General features: G+C 40.9%; 20 protein-coding genes. All 20 read left to right on the forward strand.

The genetic code is table 11. The features are described from left to right. Positions 1 to 62 precede the first annotated feature (62 nt). The 20 genes from T546_RS0110610 (at position 63) to T546_RS0110710 (ending at position 26,539) form a co-directional block, all read left to right on the forward strand. The gene (locus T546_RS0110610; RefSeq protein WP_026891593.1) at positions 63 to 410 is read left to right on the forward strand and encodes a winged helix-turn-helix transcriptional regulator; all 348 of its coding nucleotides are present in this window, start codon (positions 63 to 65) and stop codon (positions 408 to 410) included. Between the two features lie 362 nt (positions 411 to 772). Next, the gene (locus T546_RS0110620) at positions 773 to 1,711 is read left to right on the forward strand and encodes an ABC transporter ATP-binding protein (RefSeq protein WP_026891594.1); all 939 of its coding nucleotides are present in this window, start codon (positions 773 to 775) and stop codon (positions 1,709 to 1,711) included. 16 nt (positions 1,712 to 1,727) lie between these two features. After that, positions 1,728 to 2,468 carry an ABC transporter permease gene (locus T546_RS0110625; RefSeq protein WP_026891595.1) on the forward strand — a complete coding sequence of 247 codons (741 nt, stop codon included), beginning with the start codon at positions 1,728 to 1,730 and terminating at the stop codon, positions 2,466 to 2,468. Next, on the forward strand, positions 2,465 to 3,445 hold the full coding sequence (locus T546_RS0110630; RefSeq protein ID WP_026891596.1) for an ABC transporter permease: 981 nt from the start codon (positions 2,465 to 2,467) through the stop codon (positions 3,443 to 3,445). Before T546_RS0110625 ends, T546_RS0110630 begins: the two co-directional genes overlap by 4 nt. Before the next feature lie 58 nt (positions 3,446 to 3,503). Continuing rightward, complete coding sequence (locus T546_RS0110635) at positions 3,504 to 6,143, forward strand: LuxR C-terminal-related transcriptional regulator (RefSeq protein WP_084326340.1); 2,640 nt, start codon at positions 3,504 to 3,506, stop codon at positions 6,141 to 6,143. Positions 6,144 to 6,408: 265 nt separating this feature from the next. Next, positions 6,409 to 8,103, forward strand: a complete 1,695-nt coding sequence (locus tag T546_RS24620; RefSeq protein WP_026891598.1) for a collagen-binding domain-containing protein — start codon at positions 6,409 to 6,411, stop codon at positions 8,101 to 8,103. Between the two features lie 949 nt (positions 8,104 to 9,052). Beyond that, on the forward strand, positions 9,053 to 9,838 hold the full coding sequence (gene motA / locus T546_RS0110645; protein WP_026891599.1) for a flagellar motor stator protein MotA: 786 nt from the start codon (positions 9,053 to 9,055) through the stop codon (positions 9,836 to 9,838). Between the two features lie 11 nt (positions 9,839 to 9,849). Beyond that, on the forward strand, positions 9,850 to 10,632 hold the full coding sequence (locus T546_RS0110650) for an OmpA/MotB family protein (protein WP_026891600.1): 783 nt from the start codon (positions 9,850 to 9,852) through the stop codon (positions 10,630 to 10,632). A 206-nt stretch (positions 10,633 to 10,838) separates the two neighbouring features. Next, positions 10,839 to 11,804, forward strand: a complete 966-nt coding sequence (locus T546_RS0110655) for a glycosyltransferase family 2 protein (RefSeq protein ID WP_026891601.1) — start codon at positions 10,839 to 10,841, stop codon at positions 11,802 to 11,804. Then, a complete protein-coding gene (wsfD, locus tag T546_RS0110660; protein WP_026891602.1) occupies positions 11,791 to 13,329 on the forward strand; it encodes a glycan biosynthesis hexose transferase WsfD in 1,539 nt (512 codons plus the stop codon). Before T546_RS0110655 ends, wsfD begins: the two co-directional genes overlap by 14 nt. A 52-nt stretch (positions 13,330 to 13,381) precedes the next feature. After that, entirely contained in the window at positions 13,382 to 14,245 is an 864-nt protein-coding gene (locus T546_RS0110665; protein ID WP_026891603.1) for a GGDEF domain-containing protein, read from the forward strand. After that, entirely contained in the window at positions 14,238 to 15,839 is a 1,602-nt protein-coding gene (locus tag T546_RS0110670; RefSeq protein WP_166429815.1) for a DUF2334 domain-containing protein, read from the forward strand. The genes T546_RS0110665 and T546_RS0110670 overlap by 8 nt, the downstream gene beginning before the upstream one ends. 41 nt (positions 15,840 to 15,880) lie before the next feature. After that, a complete protein-coding gene (locus tag T546_RS23335; protein WP_051629751.1) occupies positions 15,881 to 17,182 on the forward strand; it encodes a glycosyltransferase in 1,302 nt (433 codons plus the stop codon). Next, positions 17,127 to 19,451: a cellulose biosynthesis cyclic di-GMP-binding regulatory protein BcsB gene (locus T546_RS0110680; protein ID WP_026891605.1), complete on the forward strand. Its 2,325-nt coding sequence runs from the start codon at positions 17,127 to 17,129 to the stop codon at positions 19,449 to 19,451. The genes T546_RS23335 and T546_RS0110680 overlap by 56 nt, the downstream gene beginning before the upstream one ends. 22 nt (positions 19,452 to 19,473) lie before the next feature. Further along, the gene (locus T546_RS0110685; RefSeq protein ID WP_026891606.1) at positions 19,474 to 21,477 is read left to right on the forward strand and encodes a glycosyltransferase family 39 protein; all 2,004 of its coding nucleotides are present in this window, start codon (positions 19,474 to 19,476) and stop codon (positions 21,475 to 21,477) included. Further along, the gene (locus T546_RS0110690) at positions 21,474 to 23,084 is read left to right on the forward strand and encodes a glycosyl hydrolase family 8 (RefSeq protein WP_026891607.1); all 1,611 of its coding nucleotides are present in this window, start codon (positions 21,474 to 21,476) and stop codon (positions 23,082 to 23,084) included. Before T546_RS0110685 ends, T546_RS0110690 begins: the two co-directional genes overlap by 4 nt. A 23-nt stretch (positions 23,085 to 23,107) precedes the next feature. Continuing rightward, positions 23,108 to 24,211: a non-hydrolyzing UDP-N-acetylglucosamine 2-epimerase gene (gene wecB, locus T546_RS0110695; RefSeq protein ID WP_026891608.1), complete on the forward strand. Its 1,104-nt coding sequence runs from the start codon at positions 23,108 to 23,110 to the stop codon at positions 24,209 to 24,211. Between the two features lie 185 nt (positions 24,212 to 24,396). After that, complete coding sequence (gene ppnP / locus T546_RS0110700; RefSeq protein ID WP_026891609.1) at positions 24,397 to 24,714, forward strand: pyrimidine/purine nucleoside phosphorylase; 318 nt, start codon at positions 24,397 to 24,399, stop codon at positions 24,712 to 24,714. A gap of 151 nt (positions 24,715 to 24,865) precedes the next feature. After that, positions 24,866 to 25,477: a DNA-3-methyladenine glycosylase gene (locus T546_RS0110705; protein WP_026891610.1), complete on the forward strand. Its 612-nt coding sequence runs from the start codon at positions 24,866 to 24,868 to the stop codon at positions 25,475 to 25,477. Between the two features lie 51 nt (positions 25,478 to 25,528). After that, positions 25,529 to 26,539, forward strand: a complete 1,011-nt coding sequence (locus T546_RS0110710; protein ID WP_026891611.1) for a sensor domain-containing diguanylate cyclase — start codon at positions 25,529 to 25,531, stop codon at positions 26,537 to 26,539. Positions 26,540 to 26,560: the final 21 nt, after the last annotated feature.

The raw sequence follows: 26,560 nt of genomic DNA on the forward strand, positions 1-26,560 counted from the left end.
TAAAAGAAAAAAGAATGCACAATATTGTTAGATACTAACTAATTAGTGAGCATGGAGGAAGAATGTCGGATTTTAATAGTAATTACGGAAATTGCCCAATGTACTATGCGATGTCAGTTGTGGAGGGGAAATGGAAGTGGATCATTCTGTGGAAAATCTATCAGGCAGGTGTTGTACGATATAATAAATTACGTGGAGAGCTACAACCGATTGCACATAAAACCTTAAGTACCCAGCTGAAAGAACTGGAAGCCAGTAACCTGATACACAGAGAGCAATACAACGAAGTCCCTCCCCGTGTGGAATATTCTCTGACAGAGGAAGGGAAGACAATGATACCAATTTTGGAGTTATTGTATCAATGGGGAGAAGAACATATGAAGTCTCCCTATGAAACAGGCATTACATAAAATGCCAATGGTTAAGCACGTAAAACCGTCAAGAGTGTAAAAGCTCTCTGGCGGTTTTTTTAACCATCTCTTAAAACCCTGACACTCTTATGGCATAGTTTGTCTGCTATGATGGTAAAAAGCAATGAAAATCTAACATAGCAGCAGGGAGGACATAGAAATGAAACATATATTTAAAATGATTGTCAGGATATCCCTATGGATCTTTTGGGCCATCATTGGATTATTCATCCTTTCAGGATTATGCCAAGCACTCATCATGTTCTAAACTAAAAATCAACCGGTTAAATCAGCCAAACGGTTGATTTTTTTATTGTCATAATTCCGTATGATATCCAAAGAAAAGAAAAGGAGATTAAACAATGGATACGATTATGACAGTCAATCACTTAAAAAAGAATTTTAAAGAAGCCAGTGTCTTAAAAGGAATCAGCTTCTATATCCGACAAGGTGAGGTGCTATGCATCTTAGGGCCTAATGGTGCAGGTAAAAGTACCACTATAAATATCCTTACGGCTGCTCTTAGAAGTGACGGAGGAGAGATTCTATTTAAAGGTACAAAAATCAGTAAAATATTACGGAGTTACAAACAATCCATCGGAATTGTCCCCCAGGATATTTCTTTGTATGAAGAATTAAGTGCCGAGCAGAATCTGAGATTTTTTGCTTCTCTTTACGGGCTTTATGGTAATCGTCTTAATAAAGCAGTAGAAGAAGCACTTACATTTGCAGGATTAAATGACCGCAGAAGGGATAAGGTGAAAACTTTTTCCGGTGGCATGAAGAGGCGTCTTAATATTGCATGTGCCATTGCCCATCACCCAGACCTGGTTATTATGGATGAGCCAACGGTGGGAATTGATCCCCAAAGCCGTAATCACATTCTTTCTTCCATTAAAAAACTGCAAAGCCAGGGGATGACAGTGATTTATACGACTCACTACATGGAAGAAGTGGAGGCAATATCTTCTCGCATTATTATTATGGACCATGGTTCGATTCTTGCAGAGGGAACCAAGGAAAGCTTAAAAGAGGAGATTGAAAATGAAAAGAAGTATATCATCGAAGTAGAAGAGCATGGGGGGATAGGGCATGATGAATTTTTTGCAGTAGAAGGGGTGAGGTCTGTAAAAATAGATGGCAATGTTATCGAAATTACTTCCCTAAAGGGAATTGAGAATCTTGACCGCATCATATCACTGTTAAGCGATCATGGAGAAAAGATACGAAATATAACAAGCGAGGCAGCAAGTCTTGAGATGGTTTTCTTAAAGCTTACAGGCCGAAAACTTCGTGATTGAAAAAGGAGGGGATAATATGCGACGTTTCATTTCGATTTTAACGATGGATTTAAGGAACTTATTTAAAAATCCTGTTTTGGTAGGATACAACACTGCATTTGCAGCACTAATGATATTAATTTTGGGCTATTTGTGTGGAGGAGATTATGCTGACGGTAAGACTGCGTATCAATACTACACTATTTCACTTATGATTTATGGAATGTTAAATGGGGCAATGACTGCTTCCAACTGCTTTATGGAGAGAGACATTAAGAGGCCCAATTTAAGGATTATTTATTCACCGGCAAGAAATTTTGAAATCTATGTGTCAAAAATTGTTTCGTCTTTTCTATTTAATTATACCCTGCATTCGCTTCTGCTGATAGTTCTGTGTCCCCTTCTAAATGTCAGCCTTGGCAGGAATCCGGTTTTTTTCATGCTTTTAATGGCACCGGTGGAATTTGCAGCAGCCGCTTTGGGAATCTTTTTTTGCTGTGTGTTTCATTGTGAAGAAACCACCAGTACACTGCTTAGTTTGGCAATCAGTATTCTTTGCTTTTTGGGAGGCACTTTCTTTTCTCTAGATGGAATGGGGGAAGTTCTTGCCTTTGCAACAAAGCTGTCACCGGTTAAATGGTTGAATGAAGCTTTTTTTATCCTGTCTTGTGACAACAGTTTGAGGCTATTCTGGCCGGTATTTATCAGCGGAACCATACTTTCTGCGCTTATGACACTTGGATGTGGCCTGTTTTTTAGAACGGAGGATTATATATGAGAACCTTTTTAACTACCTTAAAAAACAATTATTTAAGAACCGTTCCCCGAATGGCTTCCTTCATTTTATTGACCATATTTACCCTTGCTTCCATGGTTCTGGCAGTCCATATGACAGAGGTACAGCAGGTAAAAGGACGTATCGTTTTAGTAACTGACAAATCCGGGGAGACTTTACCAAAAAGTTCGTCAAAACTTAGTGTTACTGTTTCAACAGTGAAACCACCTCATTCAGCACTTGTGGAGCAAAAATACGATGCTTACGTAACCATTTCACAAAAAGGGGATTATGAAATTGAAACACTGAGAAATGACAGCTATAAAAATTTGGTGCTTCAACTGCTTAAAAATCCTAATTCCAAACTTAAGGATAGTAAAGCTGCCCGTGGCGTTGGCGCCAATATAATAGGCTTTATGATGATGTTTCTTTTGTTGATGATTTTTGGAAGTCTATATGCTTTTGCAGATGATAAGGAGCAGGGGAAGCTTCGCAGAATTACAGCAGCTCCGGTATCCTTTGTAGGTTATCTTTTGGCCCATTGCTTCTATTGCCTGTCTCTATTTTTGCCGGAATATATTCTTCTGATAGTCTTAAAGTACTGCGGTTTTGACATTGGATTTTCCCTTCTTGAATACGCTGGTCTGATGGTAGTACTCATCTTTATGGGGATTTCCTTTGCGCTTTTATTATATACAATGATTCAAAAGCCAGATAATGCATCCATGCTTGGTAGGTCTGTTAGCGTATTGACCTCCATGCTTGCAGGAACCTTTTATTTATTTAGCAAGAAAAATGCGGTACTGGACATTATGATTAAGCTGCTGCCTCAGAAACAGCTGATGAATTTCGTTGAATACATGGAGCGGGGAGAGGCATATCAGCATAGGTTCAGCATGATATATGTAATTTCATTTTCTTTTGTTCTGTTTGTAATTGCCTGCTACATGTTGCGTATGAAATATATAAAAAGGGTATGAGGTCCAGACGCATCTTGTCAAAGCCAATGGACTGGATTACAATGGTTGTATTAAATAAATGACAGGTGAACAAACAATGGAGCATTTTTCAGATACATTACTTCTTACTACAAAATTAAAAATACCGGCACCCCGTAAACACTATATTGTGCGTCAAGGGTTATTTGATAAGCTTTCACTCTGTGGAGATATGAATGTTATTTTTCTAAGCGGTGGTGCCGGAACTGGTAAAACCACACTGCTTTCGTCATTTATCCAGGAGAAAGGGCTTAAAAACATATGCTGGCTGTCTTTGGACTCTACGAATACCAATGTCTATTCCTTTTGGTTTTATTTTACTGCGGCAGTAAGTCCCTTTTTACAGGATGATGGAAATCTTTTAAATCTGATGCGAACAAATCCAGATTCTGCAAATATAGAAAGTCTATTAATTCTGCTGATTAACCAGTTATGGGGAGAAGAAGCGTATTACATGGTACTAGATGATATCCATATGATACAGGATACTTCACTCATTCGGACGTTTGAATTCTTTATTGAATCCATGCCATCTAATTTCCATTTCTTCATGCTTTCGAGAGAGGATCCACCAGTATATCTGGGGCCGCTGGCAGTTTCAGGGCGTTTGTTGTTTATTGACGGAAAACAAATGCAGCTATCAAAAGCTGAGGGTATTGTATTTTTAAAAGAAACCATGAAGTTGACGGACAGTGATGAAGAACTTAATCAGTTGAACCAATATGCGGAAGGGTGGATTGGTGGTCTTCAGCTTGCAGCCGCTGCCAAAGCAGCAGGCAAGTATTCCGGTCAGCTGCTGCGTGCCGGAGGAGGAATTGCTTCCCAATATCTAACACGTGAGATTTTTCATTCCTTAACGGAAAAAGAACAGGATTTTCTTATAAAAACGGGATATCTTTCTTATTTTGATGAAGATATCTGCAAAAAGATTTTCCCTGATTTCTCAAAACAGGATTTTGTAGCAATGATGGAAGGATTTACGGAAAAAAATCTGTTTATTATCTGCCTGGACGAGGAACATGGAATTTACCGTTATCACAATATTTTGTCGGACTATTTAAAGCAGCAATTTCTTTCCCTTCCTGAAGCGAAAAAAGCAGAGTGCTATCAAATGACAGCAGGGGCATTTGAAGAAAAGGGAGATTATGAAGAAGCCATACAGGTACATTTTGCAGCCGGTAATTATAAAGCTGTTTTACGTATAGCAAAATTGATGGAAGGCAAGATGGAAGCTTGGAATTATCTTGATGAAGTTCCCGTAGATCTCTTATTTCAGGATGTTGATCTTGCAGCCCAGTGTTTTTTATACAATCTGGGAAATTTAAACATGGAACGCTGCTTAGTGATATACGAAAAATTCAAGGAACTATATGAAGGGACGGATCTATTTAGTATTGTTAGCTTTGTACGAGTCTATTTTACCAATGAAGATGGAACTCTGCCTCAGTATACTGCTTTGACTGATGAACAGATCGACCGTATTCCTTTCGGTTCCGTGGCAAAAGCTATGCTTTTGATTGAAAATGCTGGTGTCTATTTGGAAAATATGAAATACGAGGAAGCAGAAGCCTGTATCAAAAAAGGTATTAAACTTGCTTCCGGTTTCAATGAGTTTATTAAATTTTTTGCTTATAATCAATTGGGTCAGGTTTATGAGGAAGTCGGACGGCTGAATGACAGCCTTATCTGCTATTCCAAATCAAAAGAGAGTCTTAGACCGGTTAAGGGCTTATTAGGAATAGAGACCAATTATTATTTCGGCCTGGTCGGAGTTCATATGAGAAGAATGGAGCTTAATAAGGCAGGTGATTTATTAGAAAAGACCAGGCAATTAATGGAGGAACGTCATATCCATGTGGGTATAACTGATATAACTTTAGCATACCATCTGGCAGAAATGAAGTTTCTTCAAGGTGATAATGATACAGCAGCAGTCTATGTGGAAAAAATTTTACAAGAATATCCTGATTACAGCATGCTAAATCTGGGACGTCTGATTCATGAGCTTGCCTGTTCCGAAAGACTTTCGGACAATATTTCAGCAGATTTTTTAAATGAACTGAAAGGTGCAAAAAAGTATAAAAAGCAGCCGTTTATGAAAATGCTGCGTGCCCGTATTCTGTTTAAGTGCAATAAAACCCAGGAGGCATTGAAAGAAACGGAAGACTTATTGATGTATACCCGCCTGCAACATAATAAGCTTCGTCTTGTAGAAGCTGATATCCAAAAAATATATATGTTATGTCATATTCCAGAAAAAACAGGAAGTCGGCGGGAGATTAATAACCTATTGGTGGAAGCAATTCACTATGCACAGGAAGAACGTATTCTTATGCCTTTTTATTTAGACCGAGAAACACTGTTACCAATACTTAAGGATATGTACAACAAATCAACGGACAGGAGTTTATTAACAGCCTCTGAAACATCATTTCTCAGAGATATCATTGGAATTTGTGAGGATCAAAAGGTTGAAGCCGGTAAGGCGGAAATACTTTCTGCTCGCGAACATGAAGTATTAGGTCAGCTGTCCTTGGGAATTACCAATCGTGAGATAGCAGATAAACTCTGTATTTCACAAGCAACTGTGAAAACTCATGTGCTTAGTATTTATGGGAAATTAGGAGTTTCATCCCGTATGCTTGCGGTGGAAAAGGCCAGGAGAGAAGGGCTTATCTAATGGCAAGCTGTTTCTTTTAATTTTGCATGGGGGTTGATTTTTGAAAGGACAAGAAATGATACAATACAGACAAGGCTGACAAGAAAAACAGTTTTATAAAGCGAGGATTTTAACCATTTAGAACAAGTTTCCTTGTTATAATATGAAAAAAATTTCATAAACTTATGTCCAATTGAATAGAAAATCGCACAGAACCATTTTCATACGAATAAACTGAACTAAGAATAAAAATGAGTTGCATTTCAGGCAGTTTTCAGGAGTTCATATGGATAATAACAGTTACACAAATGAAACCATGGTAAGCACTGGTTTACCTTATGATAATATAAACTGGTTTAATGTAGAAGGCCAGCCCTTTGGTCCTGCCTCCGGATTTAATGTTATTGTATTTAATGATGCCAATAACATAGTGGATATTGAGGGGCCTGTGGCGATTGGCGGAAGTTTTTACAGCCCAAGGGGCTTAAGCGTTGGCTTTGCCAGAGACAGCCGTTTCAAAGAAATCGGTTACTCCCCGGATTTGGTACGTTTTTTAGTTGGCGGTAACGTATCAATGACGAAACCTCTGGTTGTTATTGGCCACGTAGTTGTCGGCGGTGGATTCCGTGCAGGCAATGGAAGTACCTACTTAATAGGAAAAGATGGCAACACAGATGGAATACCGAGATTAAAGGAATTATATCAGGCCAATGGGGGCAGCCAATACTGGACCCCCACAGATAAGGGAGATCACTATGTGGTCCCCAGCTATGATGTTCCAAGGTTTATTCCTGCAAGCAGAGTAAATGCCAATTTACAGAAGTTCTTTAGTGATGCAAAAGAAAGCATTGGAAACTATAAAAGCTGTATTGAAGCATTAACTCCCAATGGTTCCGTCATAGATAACAATTATGAATGGATTTTAAGGGGAAATGATCCTGTTCAGAACGTATTTCTTGTGGATGTAAGACCCAATGGTTTGATTAACAAAGGATTGCGTGCAGAAGTTCCACAGGGTAGTACTGTAATCGTAAGGCTGAGAACAGGCCCTAATGCACATCTGCAATACGGTCTTTACGGAGAGAGCAGTAAGGCGCGTAATACATTGTATGTGTTTGAGGATGCGACAAATATTTATATGGAGAAATCCTCTGATATCTGGGGAAGCATTTTGGCACCTCAGGCCATGTTCCACGCCCACCCAACAGGAGGCCATGTAAGCGGCAATGCGGCCTTAGGATCCTTTGCGGTCAATGCAAACAGCGGGTTTGAATTTCATTTTTATCCCTTTGTCGGAGGAGTGAATTGTCAGGCTGTATCACCTGCTCCAGAACAACCAGCCCCGGAACAGCCAGCTCCATGTCCGACTTGCCCAACCTGTCCGGCACCTACGCCTTGCCCGACACCTACGCCTTGCCCGACACCTACGCCATGCCCAGCACCTACGCCCTGCCCCGAATGTCCAACACCCAAACCGTGTCCGACACCAGAGCCCTGCCCAGTCTGCCCGACACCAGAGCCTTGCCCAGAGTGCCCGGCACCGAAACCCTGCCCTGCTTGTCCGGTATGTCCGACACCAGAGCCCTGTCCAGCCTGCCCAGTCTGCCCGACACCAGAGCCCTGTCCAGTCTGTCCGACTTGCCCGGAATGTCCCGCCTGCCCAGAGTGTCCCGCTTGTCCGGAATGCCCGGTTTGCGAGGAATGCCTGGTTAAACCTTGCATCATAAAGGGATGTATCTGGGGTTGTGGATGCAAGAAGTCTCATCAATGGGATGTAAAGCTATATAAGAGATGTGATGATACGGATGTTTTATTGTTTTGGATTCCCATTAACTGCTGGGGAGAGTTTGAATTTTCCGTACCATACGAAGGCTTTTATATCTTAAAAATAAGAATGGTTGAAAATTGTTGCAAGTCTTTCTGGTGCAAACCTATTATTACGCTTAAAAATATTGGGGTATCTGATTTTATGGTGGAATAGTTTGAGACTCATTGTAACATCGATTCACCTTAATAAAAACTGCTGCAAGTGGGGAGATATTCCTTCATTGCAGCAGTTTTTATACTGATCGAGTTGTATTCCAAGGCGGCCAGTAAGCCGCCAGTAAGAATCTGGTCATATTATCAATCAATTGTAAATGAATATTGAGGTTACGTATCCTTTCAAATAAAATCTTAATAAAGAAACTATTATAGGAAAGCCTGATTATGGGGGCAGATAAGATAACTGATGTGGGGAATGGACAGGCGGAAAGAAAAGATACTATTTAAATAAGAAGAAACTGGAAAAAAGAGGAAATGGAATGAAATAAATTGTTCTCTTAAAAATACATAATGTTTTATGAGGGACCATTTATATGGAAAAAAACCAGGATTTGTAACCATTTTCCAAAATAATACAATAAATGACAAAATATTCCTCTTTTTTCCCTGTTGAAATACGGGTAATCGGCCGATATAATATACATGAGATTAAAAAAATAAATCAGTTTGCAAATATAGGACTCAAACTTTGTGTCTTATGGAGGGCAGTCAGTCTGATTTAGAAATCCTGATTAAAAGCAAGGGGACCATGGGATTAAGAAAGAATTTCCCATAGAATGGAGGTTTTTGATCTGATGTAATTTGTGAAATAATTAATTATTTAGGAATTGATTGGTTTTAAAGTTAAAATGTGGTAGACTATATAAAATCTATGACGGCAGCATGTAATTGCCTTTGATCCAAAGTTCAGATGTTTTTTTGCATTCGACAAACAATTAGTGCTAAATAGTGTTAAAGTGTCGAAAAAACAGTTAAAAAACGAGATTTAACGATTATTTAACACAAGATTAGTAACAAATATATTATACTAGAACGGATCGGCACATTGGAATTACTGAGTTTAGCCACATATATAACAACTAAACTGTATTTACAAAGGAGAAACTATGGAATTAACTACCATCCTAGGCGTTATCGTCGGAGTTGTCGCTGTTGTTGGAGCGATGATTTTTAAGCACATTGATTTTGCTGTACTTTTAAATCCGGCAGCCTTTTTTGTAATTATTGTTGGCACCATCGCGACGATTTTAAATTCATTTCCAGGCAAAAATTTAAAAGCAGTCGGCTCTTTGTTCAAGATCCTTTTTACAAATAAGAAGGAAGCATCAGAGGCTGAGTTGATCGACTTAATTTATAATTTATCTAAGCAGGCTCGTTCCGAAGGTCTTTTATCCCTGGAAGCTAAGGTAGAAGAGATTCAGGACCCTTTTTTAAAGAAAGGGGTTCGATTGTTAGTCGATGGTACTGGAGCTGAGCTGATCGAAGAGATTTTAGAAACGGAAATAGCGGGAATCGAGAAGCGTCATGAAATCAATTCAAGTATTTTCTCCTCAGCTGGTATGTATGCTCCTACCCTGGGTGTATTGGGTGCGGTTTTCGGTCTGATTGCAGCCATGTCCCATATTAATGATACTGACCAGATGGCGGAAGCGATTTCTGCGGCATTTATTGCTACCATTTTAGGTATCTTTACAGGCTATGTATTATGGAATCCATTTGCGAAAAAGCTTAAAGTTAAAAGCCAGCAGGAAATAATGACAAAAGAAATGATTATAGTAGGTATCTTATCCATGCAGAATGGAGATTCTCCGTTTATTTTAAAAGAGAAATTACTTGCCTCTTTACCGAAATCTACACAGAAAAAAATTAACGGACAAGATAAAAAGGGATAAGGTGATTACGAATGTCAAAAAAGAGAAAGCATGCACATCAGGAAGAGGAAGCTGGAGAAGCTTGGCTGCTGCCTTATTCCGACTTAATGACCCTTCTCCTGGCAGTTTTCATTGTACTTTTTGCGGTTAGTAAGATTGATGCCAGTAAAGCACAGGAGATGTCAGAACAGTTCGCCGCAGCCAACATGGATAAGAATTATACTGGCAATGGGTCAGGAAGTGGTAGTGGCAGTGGCGGCGGAGGTGGCGGCGGAGGCCCCTTAAATATTGAAACAAAAAGTGAGCTTGAGAGCTTTTTCGGAGAATATGAACTTAAAAAACTGGAAGCTTTAAAGACAGAGCTTGATACTAAAATCCACTCAGATGGTATGGACCAGTCTGCTTCCACCATGATTGACATGCGTGGTCTGGTAATCCGGTTAAACAATGCGGTACTGTTTGAATCGGGAAGTGCAGAGATAAAAAAACACGAGGATACTTTGGTTGAAGTCGCAAGTATTCTGAATACAACAGATAACTACATACGTATTGAAGGCCATACAGATAATACTCCCATCAGACGGAGTCCCTATGCTTCCAACTGGGAATTATCCACTGCCAGAGCGGTTAACGTGGTAAAGCTTTTCATTAACAAATGCAATTTCCCTCCGGATAAGCTGATTGCAGTAGGTTACGGAGAATATAAGCCGGTAGCAGACAATGGAACAGCAGAAGGAAGATCAAGCAACAGACGTATTGATATCATTGTTTTAAGTTCTAAATATAATAATCTGGAAGAACATCAAGTAAAATAGAAGCAGCCATTTCTGGTTACAGATGTTATTTCATAGTTAATTTAATACCGAAAACAGATAGAAGATGAACCAGTATCAGGATGGAATTCCTGGCACTGGTTTTTTTATGTATTTATAGAGTATTTTACAGAGAATATGTGGCAAAATAAAACAAATCTATTTAATTTGACGGAAGCCGGGAATTTGAAGCAAAAGAGGGGCCGTGTATGAACAGACTTTGTATTGTAGTACCCTGTTATAACGAAGAAGAAGCACTTGCATATACCAATAAGGAATTGACCAACATCATACAAAGGCTGGTGGAAGCGGGCAAGGTGGCACGCAGTAGCTTTATTCTATATGTGGATGATGGAAGCAAGGACGAGACATGGAATATCATAGAGAGGTATCACAAAGAGTCTCCCTTTGTCTATGGATTAAAGCTGACTAAAAATAGTGGTCATCAAAATGCGCTTACAGCAGGTCTTCTTGCGGCAAAGGATTACGGAGATATGATCGTATCCATTGATGCTGATCTGCAGGATGATGTTTCTGTCATAGAAGAGATGGTTGATAAATTTATACAAGGCTATGATATTGTGTATGGAGTCAGAAAGAAAAGAGATACCGATACTTTTTTTAAAAGGACAACCGCCCTTGGTTTTTACCGGTTAATGCGGGCAATGAAGATTGATATTGTATACAACCATGCAGATTACAGGCTCATGTCTAAACGGGCAGTAGAGGTGTTCTCCCGTTATGAGGAGAGGAATCTCTTTTTAAGGGGAATCATTCCCTTAATTGGATATCGTTCCGCAGTCGTTACGTATGACAGGAAATTAAGGATTGCCGGTGAATCCAAATATCCTTTAAGCAAGATGCTTTCCATGGCTTTTGAAGGTATTACCTCCTTTAGCATTCAGCCAATCCTCATGATTACGAATCTTGGCCTGTTGATTGTGCTTTTTAGCATTTTGGCAGCTATCTATGGGTTTTATTCCTATTTATCGGGAAGGGTGGTAGCAGGCTGGACCTCTATTATTTTATCCATATGGTTTATCGGCGGGGTTCAGCTTCTGTCGGTTGGCCTCATAGGAACTTATATCGGAAAGATTTATATAGAAGTAAAACAGCGTCCCAGGTATAACGTGGAAATAAATAATCTTTTGGAGAAACAGCATGAAGAATCGTGAAGAGTCATTTGCAGCCAGGCATCTTACCAGATTAATGACGTTTCTAAGTAAAATCAGGGGATTTTTAAGAAATGTGAATTTTAAGATGGAAGGCAGGTATTCCCCTTCCCGACTGGCTCTTCTTGTTACGGTTATAACTGGGATAATTGCTTCCGTCATTCTCTTTTTACCCAATTATCTTGGAGTGGCAGGAGATGGTTCTACCGATGAGGTGATGAGATCAGCTGGTATTTATTATATGGAAAAAGAGCCGGACCTCATTTATAACAATTATTTTATAAAAACCTACTCAACCGTTGCATCGGGTGAGGATATACCGGGCAAGACTATAAACAGCCAGGTAATTATTTTAAGGATAGCAAAATCTCTGGATTATTTATTTACAAGAGACCATTATTTTGATATCCGGTTTTTAGGACTTCTTTATCTGATCCTTTATCTTCCAGCCGTGTATCTCTTGATCCGGGAGGTATGTAAGCGGGTGAGACAATTTACTGAGGGAGCATTGATTGCGGCAGCCGGTCTCGTAATATTTTCTGATATCGGATACGTAACCTATTTTAACTCCTTTTATCCGGAAGCCATATGGCTCATTGCAATGCTTTACTGCGTCGGTGCCTCTATGTCATTTCAAAAAGAACGGTCCGGCTACCGGGATTTTTTAAGTCTGATGCTGTTTTTATTCTCTGCAGTTATTTTAGTCAGCTCCAGACGCCAATGTGCAGTTCTTGGTTTTTTATTTGCCATATATGTCATCAGGCTTCTTTTTGTAAGAAGAAGCTTTCTCTGGGGAGTTAGCTGTATAGGAACTGCTTTTGTTCTCAGTCTGATTTCTATTTTATGTATTTTCATCTATCCGTCTGATTTCGGTGAGACCAGTAAATTTCATGCAATGACAAGAGGGGTATTATTCGTATCATCTAATCCAACAGAAACCCTTGAGGAATTTGGGATTAATCCTTCTTATGAGCTGTTGACCGATTCCTCGGCCTACGATTATCTGCCCCTGGTAAAGGCAGGAGATGATTCTTTGTACCACGGATTTCTGGATCAATACTCTGCTTCTGACATAGCCGTCTATTATCTGCGCCATCCGGGAAGCATGTTAGGAATGATTGATGTATCCATTGGAGCAGGAATGGATATCAGAAGAGGAAGCTGCGGAAATTATGAAATTTCTGCGGGTATGCCCTTAAAAGCGAAGAGCCTTTTCTGGTCCGGCTGGAGCACCTTTAAGCTGATGTCGGCGCCTAAGACCATTGGTTATCTTGTTGTGCTTACGGGGTTTATCTTCTTCCTGTTTTTTAAAGGGTATTCCATTCGGCCTGGAGAAAATCGGAGGAACACCATTTTTTTAGATATGCTTATTACTGTTTTAGGGGTGCTGTTATCCCAGTCAATCATCGTGATTATTGGCAGCGGTGATGCTGAAATGGTTCAGCGAACCTTTCTGGTGGGACTTTCCCTTGATATTATGACGTATTGTGTGTTTGCGGAGCTGCAGCATAAGATAAAAATAGTTTAAAAGTATGAAATCGGTTCCCTTAGATGTGGAAGAATAGGAGGAAAGAGGACAAATGACAAAGCATAAATCGTATGGCTATCTGTTCCAGGATCTGGGGCTGGTCTTATTGCTCGCCTGTCTGTTTACAGGGGCATTGACCGTGAGCTACACGCCCAGACCATTGCTCTTTGAAGCAGTGCTTATGCTTCTTTTTATCTTTGGAGCACTACTTCTCACTGGCTTTAAGCTGTTTGGTCTGTCCATTGTGCTGTCTGGTCTGGAGGTCCTCATTTATACGGCTTACCGCCTCTATCTGTTTCTCGCCTATGAGACGGAAATTCCACTTATCAGCTTTGTGTGGATATTCCTTCCTATCCTATCCGTAGCAGCCATGTATTTGTTTGTTTCCGGCAATCGAAAACTGGAACTGGAAAATGATATCTTAAGGGAGCAGGTGGAGGAGCTGGTCATGGTGAATCCACTTACAAAGCTATATAACTTAAGAAGCTTGTATCATGATCTGTATATTCAGGTATCCTATGCAGAAAGAAACAAGCTTCCCCTGTCCCTCATGGTCATTGTGCTTAAATACGAATCAGAGCTTAAAAGCATTTTGTCACGCCAGAATTATGAGAGGGTGATACAGCGTCTGGCTCAGATTGTATCCGATACCGTCCGGGTAGAGGACAAGACTTACTCTACCGATCACAAAGGAAGTCTGGCAATTATCATGACCTGTGACAAGGAAGGAAGCGAAATTGCTATGGGGAGACTGCGAAGCCGGATTTCAGAAAGGGATGCTTTTTCTGACATTGCCGATCATGCCATTAAGATAGAAGTAAAAATGGCCAGCATGGAATACAGCAGAGAAGAGTTTGGAGATGACATGATGCAATTTAAGCAAAGGGTAGAAAATGAACTTCAATACGATGTGTAAAAGATGGCTGATCTGTTTTGCCATGTATGCCTTATCCGCAATATACTGGCAGTCAGCGGTTTGGGCCGCGGATCATAAGCAGATAGAAAAAGGAGATATCCTCATTATTTACAGTGACGGTTCTGATAAAAATACGGGGAAGATGGTCTCTGATATGGTTGAGATTCTCACGTATCAAAGCTTTAAAGTAAGCTATGGAACTGCTGCTGAGTGTATGGATGATCTAAATAAATTCTCTTATGTTATCTGCTACGATATCACCACGTACCCCAGTGAATTTCCAGAAAAGCTTAGAGTGTATGAGGAGAATCACACCGGGGAGACGAAAGAAGGGGGTCATATCTTTTTTGTTGGCAATGAATTTTTAAAGGCTTATCTTGATCAGACAGGAAGAGACCAGGCTTATGAGTACATCAATAGTACAACGGGTAAGATTCGTTATAACTTTGATGACCTGACCCAGCGGACCAGCATGGCAAAGGAACCATTTTTTCTGTTTTTAAAAAGCTATAATTATAAAAATGGAAGTCTTATTGTAAGTGAAAAAGAAGGATATGCTTGTGCAAGAGAAGGAGCCCTGACTCATTTACCGGTAACGGATTTCGATGATCCACTGATAAAGGCTGTATTCATAAAAGAAGTAGCCCAGTGGAAATGGCCCTTTAATGGAAGCCCCAATATATTTCCTCAATATATTGTAATTAATAAGGTCTACCCCTATGAGGATCCAGAGAAGCTGATGGGCGTGGTTAAAATGCTGGTAAAAGGAAAGACACCATTTGTCATATCAGTCATGCCCATGTATGTGAACGGGGATTATCCGGCTATGGTCCGCTTTTGTGAGATTCTTCGGTATGCCCAGGCAAATGGAGGAGCAGTTATTATCAATGCCCCCATCAATCAGATGAATCCTTTTGATAAAAATGTTGTTCTGGATTATCTGGCTCAGGCCTTGGCGATCTACAACAAACAGGGAGTGTATCCTCTTGCCTTACAGGTGCCCCGTAATTGGTTATTTCACCCGGATACCATTGAGATCATGAGGCATTTTAAGACGATCGTCACCTCTAACGAGGAGGATCCTTATCTTGATCCTTCAGAGGGGAACACCAATGAGGTCTATAAAGACGGTCATCAGTGGATTGGCAGTTCTGTGGCTCTTGACGATCTTGGTACAAGCTATGTTTCCGCTTATTCCACTGCAGTGTGGATTTCCATGGAAGAGGATCCATCTGAAATCCTGTCAAAGATCAATGCCTGCCGCAGCTCCAGGATTCCTTTAAAAAGCCTGTGGGATATGGAACACAGCTACTGGATGGAAAAGGATTTAATGACGTATGGAAATCAAGGTCTGATTCTCAATCAAAAGAAACAGGATTTGAGCTTTCTTCCAAGCACTTATGAGAAAAATTTTGATTATCACAGAAATATGCTCCAACGGTTTTCCAAGGACTTAACCTCTCAAAACCGTCTGCTGATTTTCATGGTGGGTATAACATCTCTGGTTTTTCTCCTGTTTATCTTGTTTGCCAGATACAACAACCGCAGAAATTATTTCTTTGGGAGCGGAGAAAAAGAGAAAGACCAGAGTTAAAAAATCTGTTTCTTTCAACGTTTTAATTTATGGGAGGGTATATGTCAATTGTCGATGTACTGGCGTTGTATTCCATCTTTGCCATATGGGGACTGATGTTTCTAAATATTATGCTTTCCATTGGCGGCTTTCTCTATATTATGAGGATGTACCGCACAGATGGTCATAAAGCAATTCCGGAATATCCAATGGTAACTGTCATGGTTCCTGCCCATAATGAAAGCATTGTGATTCAAAAGACCATGGAAGCTTTGATAAAGCTTGATTATCCCAGGGATAAATATGAAATCATTGTGGTCAATGACAATTCTACGGATAATTCCAGTGAGGTGCTAAAACAGATACAGCATGACAACCCGGAGTCCAGAATCATTGTAATCAATACGGACAATATTGTGGGAGGAAAGGGAAAATCCAATGCGTTAAACATCGCACTTTCCGTGGCGTCAGGTACCGTAATTGCAATCTATGATGCCGACAATACCCCGGAACGGCAGGCACTTAAAATTCTCGTAGAGAATCTGATGTCAGATGATAAATTAGGTGCTGTAATCGGTAAATTCAGGACCAGGAATAAGTACGCTTCTCTGCTTACCAGATTTGTCAACATCGAGACCCTTGCCTATCAGTGCATGAACCAGGCCGGACGATTTTTCTTTTTTAAGCTGTGTACCATACCTGGTACCAACTATGTAATACGAAGAGAGCTGATCGATCAGATGGGAGGCTGGGATGTCAATGCCCTTGCTGAGGATACGGAAATCAGTTTTCGACTGTACCGAATGGGATATTATATTAAGTTCATTCCCCATGCAGTCACCTGGGAGCAGGAACCTCAGATCCTAAAACAATGGTTCAAGCAAAGAACCCGCTGGGTAAAGGGAAACTTATATGTGCTGAAAAGCAATTTTAAATATGCGTTTGATCCGGAAGCCGGAAGAATGAGGCTTGATGTGATTTACTATGCCTTGGTCTACCTTCTGATGTTTACTTCCCTTGTTTTTTCCGATTTGATCTTTGTCATGGGAATTCTGGGTTTTTGGTATGTTACCCTGGGAGGCTTCTCTTCCCTTCTTTGGGAGATGGCTATTCTGTTATTTGTGTTAAATGTTGCAATTACCTTATCAGTAGAAAAAAATGAGTTTAATTTCAGCAACCTTTTACTTACCTTTGTTATGCTGTTTACCTATGCAAAGCTATGGGTGCTGGTGGTTTTAAACGGAATGATACAGGGCGTTCAGGACAGGCTTTTTAACAAGGAAGTCATATGGGATAAAACAGAGCGCTTTGAAGAAGACGGTGGGAAGAGAAAAGAGAAGAAAACTGGGAATACTAAGAAATAAGCTGGAGAATATGCCGCCGTTTGCGGAAGAATCGAGGATGATGATGATGAAAATACAAAAAAAGCTTTGGGTATCTCTGGTACTCGTCCTTTTCATCTTAGAAGGGCTGGCACCCAGAGTATATGCAGATATCAGACCAACTGCTCAGACAGTGACAAGTGGAAGACAGCCGGAAACGGAAAGTGAGGCTCCGCTGCTTCCTGTTGCTGATCCGGAGGGAGCGGCCGCGCCAGAAGTTACTGAGCCTGCCCATGATCCAACCACCTATACCCAGGATGATTTTTTTACTCAGAAAACCTTAAAAGGAATTTATTCGTCCGCTGATCTTTATTTCTTTGTGCCCACTTATTGGGATGTAAAGTATGTTTATGCGCAGATTCAGTATGATGTCAGCCAGCTTTTGGAAGGAAAGGCATCCTCCATCACTCTGTCAGTCAATGGTGTGCCCATTCAGTCTTACCGCCTGGAGTATAATAACGGCAGTCCTCAGACTCTCTATGTAAAGATACCGATAAGTGAATTACGTGCTGGTTTTAACTCCCTGACCATTTCCGCTTATGCCAGGCTGTTTGATGAGGAAGGCTGTGTGGATGATGCTTCGGATGCCAACTGGCTTCGGATTTATGACACGTCCCATATCAGGAGCGGTTATGAGGCCAAGGACCCGGAACACCGGATTTCTTATTATCCTTATCCATTTATGTCCACCTATAATCCCACGGGAAAAGGACTTACCATTGCTGTTTCCGATCAGGCTGCTAATGGAGAGGTAGCTGCGGCTATGAATTTAATGGCGGACTTAAGCTCTGACACAAAAGTTAAAAATGAGATTGAAGTAAGCCTCTTATCTGATGTGGCAAATAAAAACACCACCAGAACCATACTGGTATCTACCTATGATAATCTTCCCCAGGAATATAAAAACCTGGTAGGCAAGGCTCCTGATTCTACTGGAAATGCCACCGTGACATTTACCGATGATTCTCAGGGCAGACCGCTTCTCATTATAACGTCTATGGATGAAGATAGTCTGATAGAGGCTTCCAATATGCTTATGGATGAAAACCGGGTGAAGCAGGAGAGTGGTCAGACTGCTGTCATAGAAAAAGGAAGCGGACAGATTGCCATGAACGCAGGGAAGCAAAGCGACATGATGGCAGGAAATTATACGCTGGAGGATATTATGGGCAGCGGACTGATGTTCGTCGGTCCCTTTCACCAGGATAATTACGTCTATCTTCCCGTAACTGGAGATTATGTTCTTTCAGAAGGGGGAAAAATAGCATTAAAATTCAGATACAGTGAGAACCTTGATTTTACAAGATCCTTAGTCACTGTATCCTGGGGAGAGATACCGATTGCCAGTAAACGCTTAAGCAAGGAAAATGCCTCCGGGGACGAGCTGAATTTTGAAATACCAGGGGATATTTTAGGTACGGCTGCAAGCAGCATAAAGGTTTCCTTTGATTTAGAGATTGCAGATCTTATCTGCACACCAAGACAAAGCGATATGCCATGGGCTTATGTTTCCAAGGAATCCACTCTTTTCTTACCTCCTTCTAATGGGATAAATCTTTCCTTTGATGTAAAAGGCTCCCCGTTTCGAAATCAGGGGAAATTTAATCAGGTAATGCTAGTGATACCGGATAAGCCTTCTGGAGATGAACTGAACCTTCTTGGGCAGGTTGTAGCCATGTATAGCAGCGGAATAAAGCCCTATGGAAGTCTGCTCGTAAGAAAGGGCAGTGAGTTTCAAAAGGAGGATGGGGATTATAATATCATAACGGTAGGGACGTTTCTTGATAATAGCCTGATTGCCCAGATCAATGACAGCTTAAGCTTTCATTATACCCCTGATGGGACGGGATTTGAAAGCAATGAGCAGCTTATTTTATCCAGAGACTACGCAGGACAAGTTGGAATCCTCCAGCTGATAAAATCCCCCTTTGCCTTAAACCGTGGATTACTTGCAGTTACCGGGTGCAGCAGCGAGTCCATATCTCACATCCAGGAATATCTAAGGCAAAGCAAGAAACGGGATGAGCTTAAGAAGGATTGTGTGATCATAGCACCTGATTCCAGCACCACTGCCTTTCAATTCATTCAAGGCACAGCAGCAAATGCAGAACCAGCCCCTATGGAAAAACTGGTCCAAAACAAAAGGTCTGTGATATTTACCATTGTTGCAACTTCAGCTATGTCCATGATGCTGGTTGCGGTTATCATCATATTGCTGCGTATCCGGATGTATCGGAAACGAGACGAATAACAAGTTTTGAATGAGGAATGGTATGAAATTAGAAAAAAACTGGTTCTATTATTTATGCATCTCACTGTCCATTGTGGGCTTTGCCTATATATTGATCTGCGGCGTTTCGGAGATAGGAAATAGTCAGGAATATCCCTATGCAAGGAAAGGCATGCTCATCCTTGTCTTTTTCCTTACCTGGGTTGGAGTTCATTTTATCGCATTGCTGTTAGCAAGGCTTGATATCGGGACGAAGCTGGAAAAGAAAAAAACATTAATGATGGTGACAGAAGGCGCTTACGTGGTTCTGGTTCTCTGCGCGGCTTTTTTCCTTCGTTACGCAGTGATAACCCATCTGCCTATGGAGCCGGCCTCTGACTACAAAACTTATTATGAAGTTGCAGAAATGATGAAACGTGGTACGTTACAGGAGAAAGGGGAGGGATATTGCAACTACATTGCCATGTTTCCTCATATCATTGGCTATTGCTATATCTTAAAGCAGGTGTTTGTGCTATTTGGAACCAGCGTCTTTCATGGACAGCTTGCCAATGTTCTGTTTTCTGTTGGAACCGTTTTTATCATTTATCGGATCGCCAGGAAAATAGGTGGCAGGCTTCCAGGTGTAATTGCACTGACTGCAGCAGCTTTTTGGCCGTCTCAGATCCTTTATATCAATATGCTGGCATCTGAGTATTCCTTTTCATTTTTCCTTTATTTATCTCTCCTTTTATTTCTTCATCTTGTCATGGATTATCATGGGGATACGAAGCATGGAGTGAGAGGGTTCCTCCTTCATATTCTGTTAGGCTGTTTGATTGCTGTAACTTCTGCCATAAGGCCGATGGCATTGATTCTTTTGGTTGCCATTCTCATATGCATACTCCCCCTGAAAATGAGGCTGCCCAATATCCCCCAGAACAGCATTCCTGTTTTGGCTCAGCTTTTGGGAAAAGGCTGGGTCCGGGGGATTCTAATTCTGGCTTCCTATCTGATTCTATCAAACGTGCTGACCACAAATACAGAGCTTACCATTAACCGTTCCGTTCCTTCCTTTTCAGAATCCTTTGGCTACAATCTTCTGGTGGGATTAAATGAGAAATCAAGGGGGGGCTGGAATGAGGAGGATTCTAAGTTTTTATATGAAAATCTGGAGCGAACCGGTTCTCCCATAGAAGCTCAGATTGCCTGCCGGAATGAGGCGATGAAGCGTATCAATGAAAATCCAAAGGCTTTGTTTGATTTATTTATAAACAAATATGAATTACTTTGGGGAAATGATGATTACGGTGTTACCTGGAATCAGGCGTTTTTAAAGGAGCAGAATCATCTCACTCCAGAGCGGGCAGGTTTTCTTAATTGGGCCAGAGAAACAAATCATATGGTCTATATGGTATTTGCATTGTTTTCCTTTATGACCCTCATATATCTGCTAAAGAGAAGCGCTTCTTATCTGTATGTCCCCATTCTTATCTATCTTGGAACCGTAGGAATGCACCTTTTGGTGGAGAGCCAAAACAGGTATCATTTTCATGTGCTTCCGGTTTTTATGATAGTTGCTTCCGTGGGAATTGGATATATTTTTGAAAATGCCGTAGGATTTGTGAAATCCCAGGATCTTATAAAGCAGGATAGAGATAAAGTAAAGCTTAAAGAAGATCTTTTATTAAAGCATTTTGAGGAAGAAGAGCATGAGGCAATTAAAACCCGCTACCAGAAAATGACCAATGCCTTTGATATGAAATCAGCCATTGATAAAGGAAATGTAATTGTAACCGTTTCGAAGAAATACATGGAAGACGCTCCTGTGAAAGAGAATGATATCACTGGGGAGACAGAAACAATGCCCCCTAAATCTCATGAGAAGGAAAGAGAAGAGCTGATCAATAAGATACAAACCCTGGAAAGCTCCAATCAGGAATTATTAAAAAAAGTGAATGCTCTTAAGAAAAAGACTGCAGGAAACTTAAAGCATACGAAAAAGCCCCCAAAATTATGGGAAAGAAAAAGAAAAGCGAACTCAAGTCTTTGGAGAAAGCCAAAATGAAACCAGTCCATCCATTGTCAAAACCAGAAAAAGTCTTATTTGCTATCCTCTGTATTCTGGCTGTCACTGTAATTTCAGGCGGCATACTGCTTCTTGTCTACCCACCAGCAAAAAAACAGGTGCTAAATCAAGGGGAGGAAGAAAAGACAGAGGATAATCTTCTTGATGATAAAACAAGCCTTCTGCCGGAATATTGTAATTTAAATGAAAAAATACCGGATATCTCATTTCAGGATGAAAACGGAAAAGAGGTATCCATCCGGGACTTTGAAGGAAAAACTACTATCCTTACGTTCTGGGCCAGCTGGTGCCCGGATTGCCAGGAGGAGCTGTCGGTTATGAAGGAGTTGCTTAAGACAGCCGAAAAATACGGGGATATCAATTTTATACTGATCAATAAGCTGGATCATAGGAAAGAAACCAGGGAAAAGGCCAGCCAGTACCTGACAGAGCAGAAGATAGGCTTAAAAACGTATTATGACGATGGTCTGTCTGCCTATAAAACACTGGGATTACACAATATTCCAACCTCAATATTTCTTGATGAACAGGGGATTATCCGGGCGTGGAGTCCCAGACAGATCACAGAGGCTTCTGTATTGGAGGGATATTTAAAGGATACCATAGAAGGAAGCGGTAAGGTGACCTGCGATTTTATTACAGGAAATATGATGGATGACAAAGGCGGAATCCACACAAGCTATGAAAGCTCCAAAGAACAAACAGAAAAGAGCGATGTTCTGAGCGAGACCCAGGGCGGGATGCTGGAATTTGCAGTATTAAACGATGACAAACAGCTGTTTGATAAAGTCTTTTCCTTTATTACCGATAAGATGAACTTTAATGGGCTGAACGCCTGGAAGATTTCAGGAGATGTGCCTGCCGATTCCAATGCCCTGCTTGATGATTTCAGAATTGTCAGTGCCCTCATATCAGCAGACCATTTGTGGGGCGGCTATGAGGAAGCAATGAGAGAATACACCGCTGCGATTGCCAGGTATGGTGTAAATAATGGACAGTATGTGGATTTTTATGACAGGAAATACAGGCAGTACGCAACGCGGTTCACTCTATGCTACGGAGATCTTAAGACAATGTCTGAATTAGCAAAGCGGGATGAAACCTTAAAGGAGCCATATGAAAAAGCCAGAAAGCTGATTGAGGAAGGCAGAATCAGTGACAGCTTTCCTTTGTATTACAGCTGGTATAATTATAAGACCAGGGAGTATGAGAGGGACGATTTAAATACGGCGGAGGCACTTATCACGCTGTTACATCTGGCAGAAGCTGATATGCTTCCTAAGGAGAGCGTTGCCTGGCTGAAAAAAGAGATTTCCAGGGAAGGAATCAAAGCCCGCTATACGGTGGAAGGCAAGGCAGTGAACGGCTACCATTATGATTCCACAGCTGTCTATGCCCTGACAGCGATGATTGCCAGAGAAATTGGGGATAAAGACCTGCAGGGAAAAGCCTTAAAGAAAATGGAAACCATGAGAATTGTTAATACATCTTATGCCTATCATGGAGCCTTTGGCATGGCTGATGGAACCGGTATCATTGCCTTTGATCAGATCATGGCTATGCTGGCTTATGAATATACCAGGTGAAAATGAAAACGAGGTGATATTGCATGAAACGCATTATGGTGGTATTTGGGACAAGGCCGGAAGCCATTAAAATGTGCCCTCTTATCAAAGAGTTAAAAGAACGGAAAAATGCACAAGTAAGTGTTCTGGTCACAGGTCAGCACAGGAAAATGCTGGATCAGGTGCTAAATGCTTTTGAAGTAATTCCGGATTATGATCTTTCTATTATGAAGGAAAAACAGACATTGTTTGAAATTACAGCCAACATACTAAATGGGATCAGAAGTATTTTGGAAAAGGAGCGCCCGGATCTGGTACTGGTTCACGGAGATACCACCACGACCTTTGCCACGGCCCTGGCCAGCTTTTATTTACAGATTCCCGTTGGTCATGTAGAGGCAGGACTTAGAACCTATGATATCTATTCTCCCTATCCGGAAGAATATAACAGACAGGCAGTCAGCATTGTCGCCCGGTATCATTTTGCGCCAACGGAACAGGCAAAACAAAATCTCATAAAGGAAGGAAAAGACAGGGACAACATATATGTGACCGGTAATACCGCCATTGATGCTCTGAAAACAACCATAAGAAAGGATTACAGCCATGAGGAGCTGACATGGGCCTTGGGAAGCAGAATGATCCTTTTGACTGCCCATAGGCGGGAGAATATCGGAAAGCCCATGGAAGGTATCTTTCACGGAATTAAAAGGATTTTGGAAGAAAATCCGGATGTAAAAGTCATTTATCCCGTCCATTTAAATCCTCTCATCAGGGAGATTGCAGGCTCTGTTTTTCAGGATGAGGAACGGGTTCATCTGATTGAGCCTTTGGATGTACTGGACTTTCACAACATTCTTGCAAGAGCCTATCTCGTTTTAACAGACAGCGGAGGAATCCAGGAAGAGGCGCCAAGCCTTGGAAAACCGGTACTTGTCCTGCGGGATACCACAGAACGGCCGGAGGGAATCAAAGCAGGTACACTTGCCCTGGTAGGGACGAAAGAAGAAGCGATCTACCAATCCATAAGAAACTTGCTTCACGATAAAGCAGCCTACAATAAGATGTGTCAGGCCAGTAATCCTTACGGGGATGGCTTTGCCAGCAAACGAATCGCAGATATACTGCTGGGAGAGAACGAATCATAGAAATGTCCAATTATGGAGCAGAAAATTCCGAAAATTCGTGAATAATGAAATTGCATGAATGAAATATATAGTGTAGAATCTTCTTTAAGATCAGGTGCTTCCTATGTAATTGAGAAACAGCGGACTCATGATTAGAATTAATAACATTACAGCATAAGATTTGATTGGAAAGCGGAGGATTCATCATGAATATGTTTGAGCATGTAACAGTCATTAAAAAGGCAAATGTATATTACAATGGGAAAGTAACCAGCCGTACCGTATATCTGGAAGACGGAACAAAAAAGACACTTGGAATCATTCTTCCTGGAGAATACGAATTTGGTACCGACGAGAGAGAAAAGATGGAAGTGCTGGCAGGAACACTGCATGTTTTATTGCCAGGGGAAGAAAATTGGACTAGCTATGGGGAAGGACAGGCTTTTGAAGTTCCTTCAAACAGTAAATTTAAGGTTTCTGCCGATGATGTGGCAGATTATTGCTGTTCCTATATCCATGAATAATTTTTTGAACGATTAATAATATAATACAAGGAAAGCCTTCAAATGCAGAAATATTTTGAAGGCTTTCCTTCTGTTAAGAGATGGACGTGCTGGAGTATAAATCAATGTAGTGATGAATCAAATAAATGTGATTGGATAAAAGGCGGTAAGAATGAAAAAGCTGGACAGAGAGTTTTATAATAGGGATTCTATTGTAGTAGCAAGGGAACTTCTTGGCAAAGTCCTTGTTCATGAAATTGACGGTAACAGGATTTCGGCCAAAATCGTTGAAACAGAAGCATATATGGGAATCGAAGATAAGGCGGCCCATTCCTATGAGGGAAGAAGAACGCCCAGAGTGGAAGTCATGTACGGAGAGCCTGGATTTGCCTATGTTTTTATGATTTATGGCATGCACTCCTGTTTTAATGTGGTAGTGAATAAAAAAGGAACGCCCCAGGCCGTTTTAGTCAGAGCAGTGGAACCAATGGATGGAAAGGATTGGATGGCACAAAAGCGATTTGGAACATCATATGAAACATTGACTAGGAGCCAGCGAAAAAACCTTACCAATGGACCCGGAAAACTATGCAGAGCATGTTCCATAGACAGGAGCTTAAATGGAATGGATTTGTGCAGCAATGAGTTATATATAGAAGAAGGAATTGAGGAAGAGTTTGATATCGTAACTACAAAACGTGTTGGTATTGATTATGCAGAGGAAGCAAAAGACTTTCCCTGGAGATTTTATATCAAAGAAAATGAAAACGTTTCAGTGAAATAAAAGTTTGATGGAATGAACCAAATGAAGTGCAGGAAAGGGTGGTTTTAGCTTTTGAATCAGAAAAAAATCAGCAATCACAAATTAATGGAGATTATAAATGTCCAGACAGAAATCGCTCAACAAGGTCTGGATTTAGGCAATATCATGGATCTGGTAACAGAAAAAACTCAGAAGATAACAGAAGCAGATGGAGCCTGTGTGGAGCTGATTCAAAAGGAAGAATTGGTATACAGTGCGGCATCTGGAATCGCTGAAAAATTCCTTGGACTCAGGCTTGGCGTGGAAAACAGTCTTTCCGGAGAATGTATCAAAGCGAAAACAGCTCTCATAAGCAATGATATTGAGAAGGATGACAGGGTGAATAAAGATGCCTGCCGTCAGATTGGCCTTAATTCTATGATTGTCATGCCTTTGATCTGCAGAGATGATGTGGTTGGTGTCATTAAGGTGTTATCGAAAAAGGTGAATCATTTTAATGATGAAAATATGAGGATTTTAGAGCTGATATCAGGACTGATTGCAGCAGAAATGTTTAGTGCCATGAAGAACGAGGAAAGCGAGTTGTTTTATCAGGCCACTCATGACAGTCTCACAGGGATATCCAACCGGTCTATTTTTTACGACCGTTTGCGTCAGAAATTATCCATGTCCCTTAGAAAGAGTGAAAGTTTCGGAATCATTTCCCTGGACATGGATGGATTAAAGGAGATCAACGATAATCTGGGCCATCGGATGGGAGACGCGGCCTTAAAAGAAATTGCAGTCCGCATGGCTCATTCCATACGCCAGGAGGATACGGTATCCAGACTTGGCGGAGATGAGTTTGGTATTATTACGGGAGCAATTACCAATCGGGATGATGTAAAGGCAATGATTCGCAGGATTGACGACGAGATTAAGAAGCCCTTTGAATTTGAGGGAAAGGAAGTAAAGCTAAGCGCAAGCATCGGATATGCTCTTTTCAGTGAGGATGGAATTGAAATCGAAGTATTGATAGAAAAAGCGGATAAATCCATGTATGAGGTTAAGAGAGAGAAAAAGGGAGTGGTACGGACACTTTAGACGAAGACACGGAACCATTTT

It is taken from the genome of [Clostridium] aerotolerans DSM 5434, from assembly GCF_000687555.1.
In the GTDB taxonomy this organism is placed as follows: domain Bacteria; phylum Bacillota; class Clostridia; order Lachnospirales; family Lachnospiraceae; genus Lacrimispora; species Lacrimispora aerotolerans.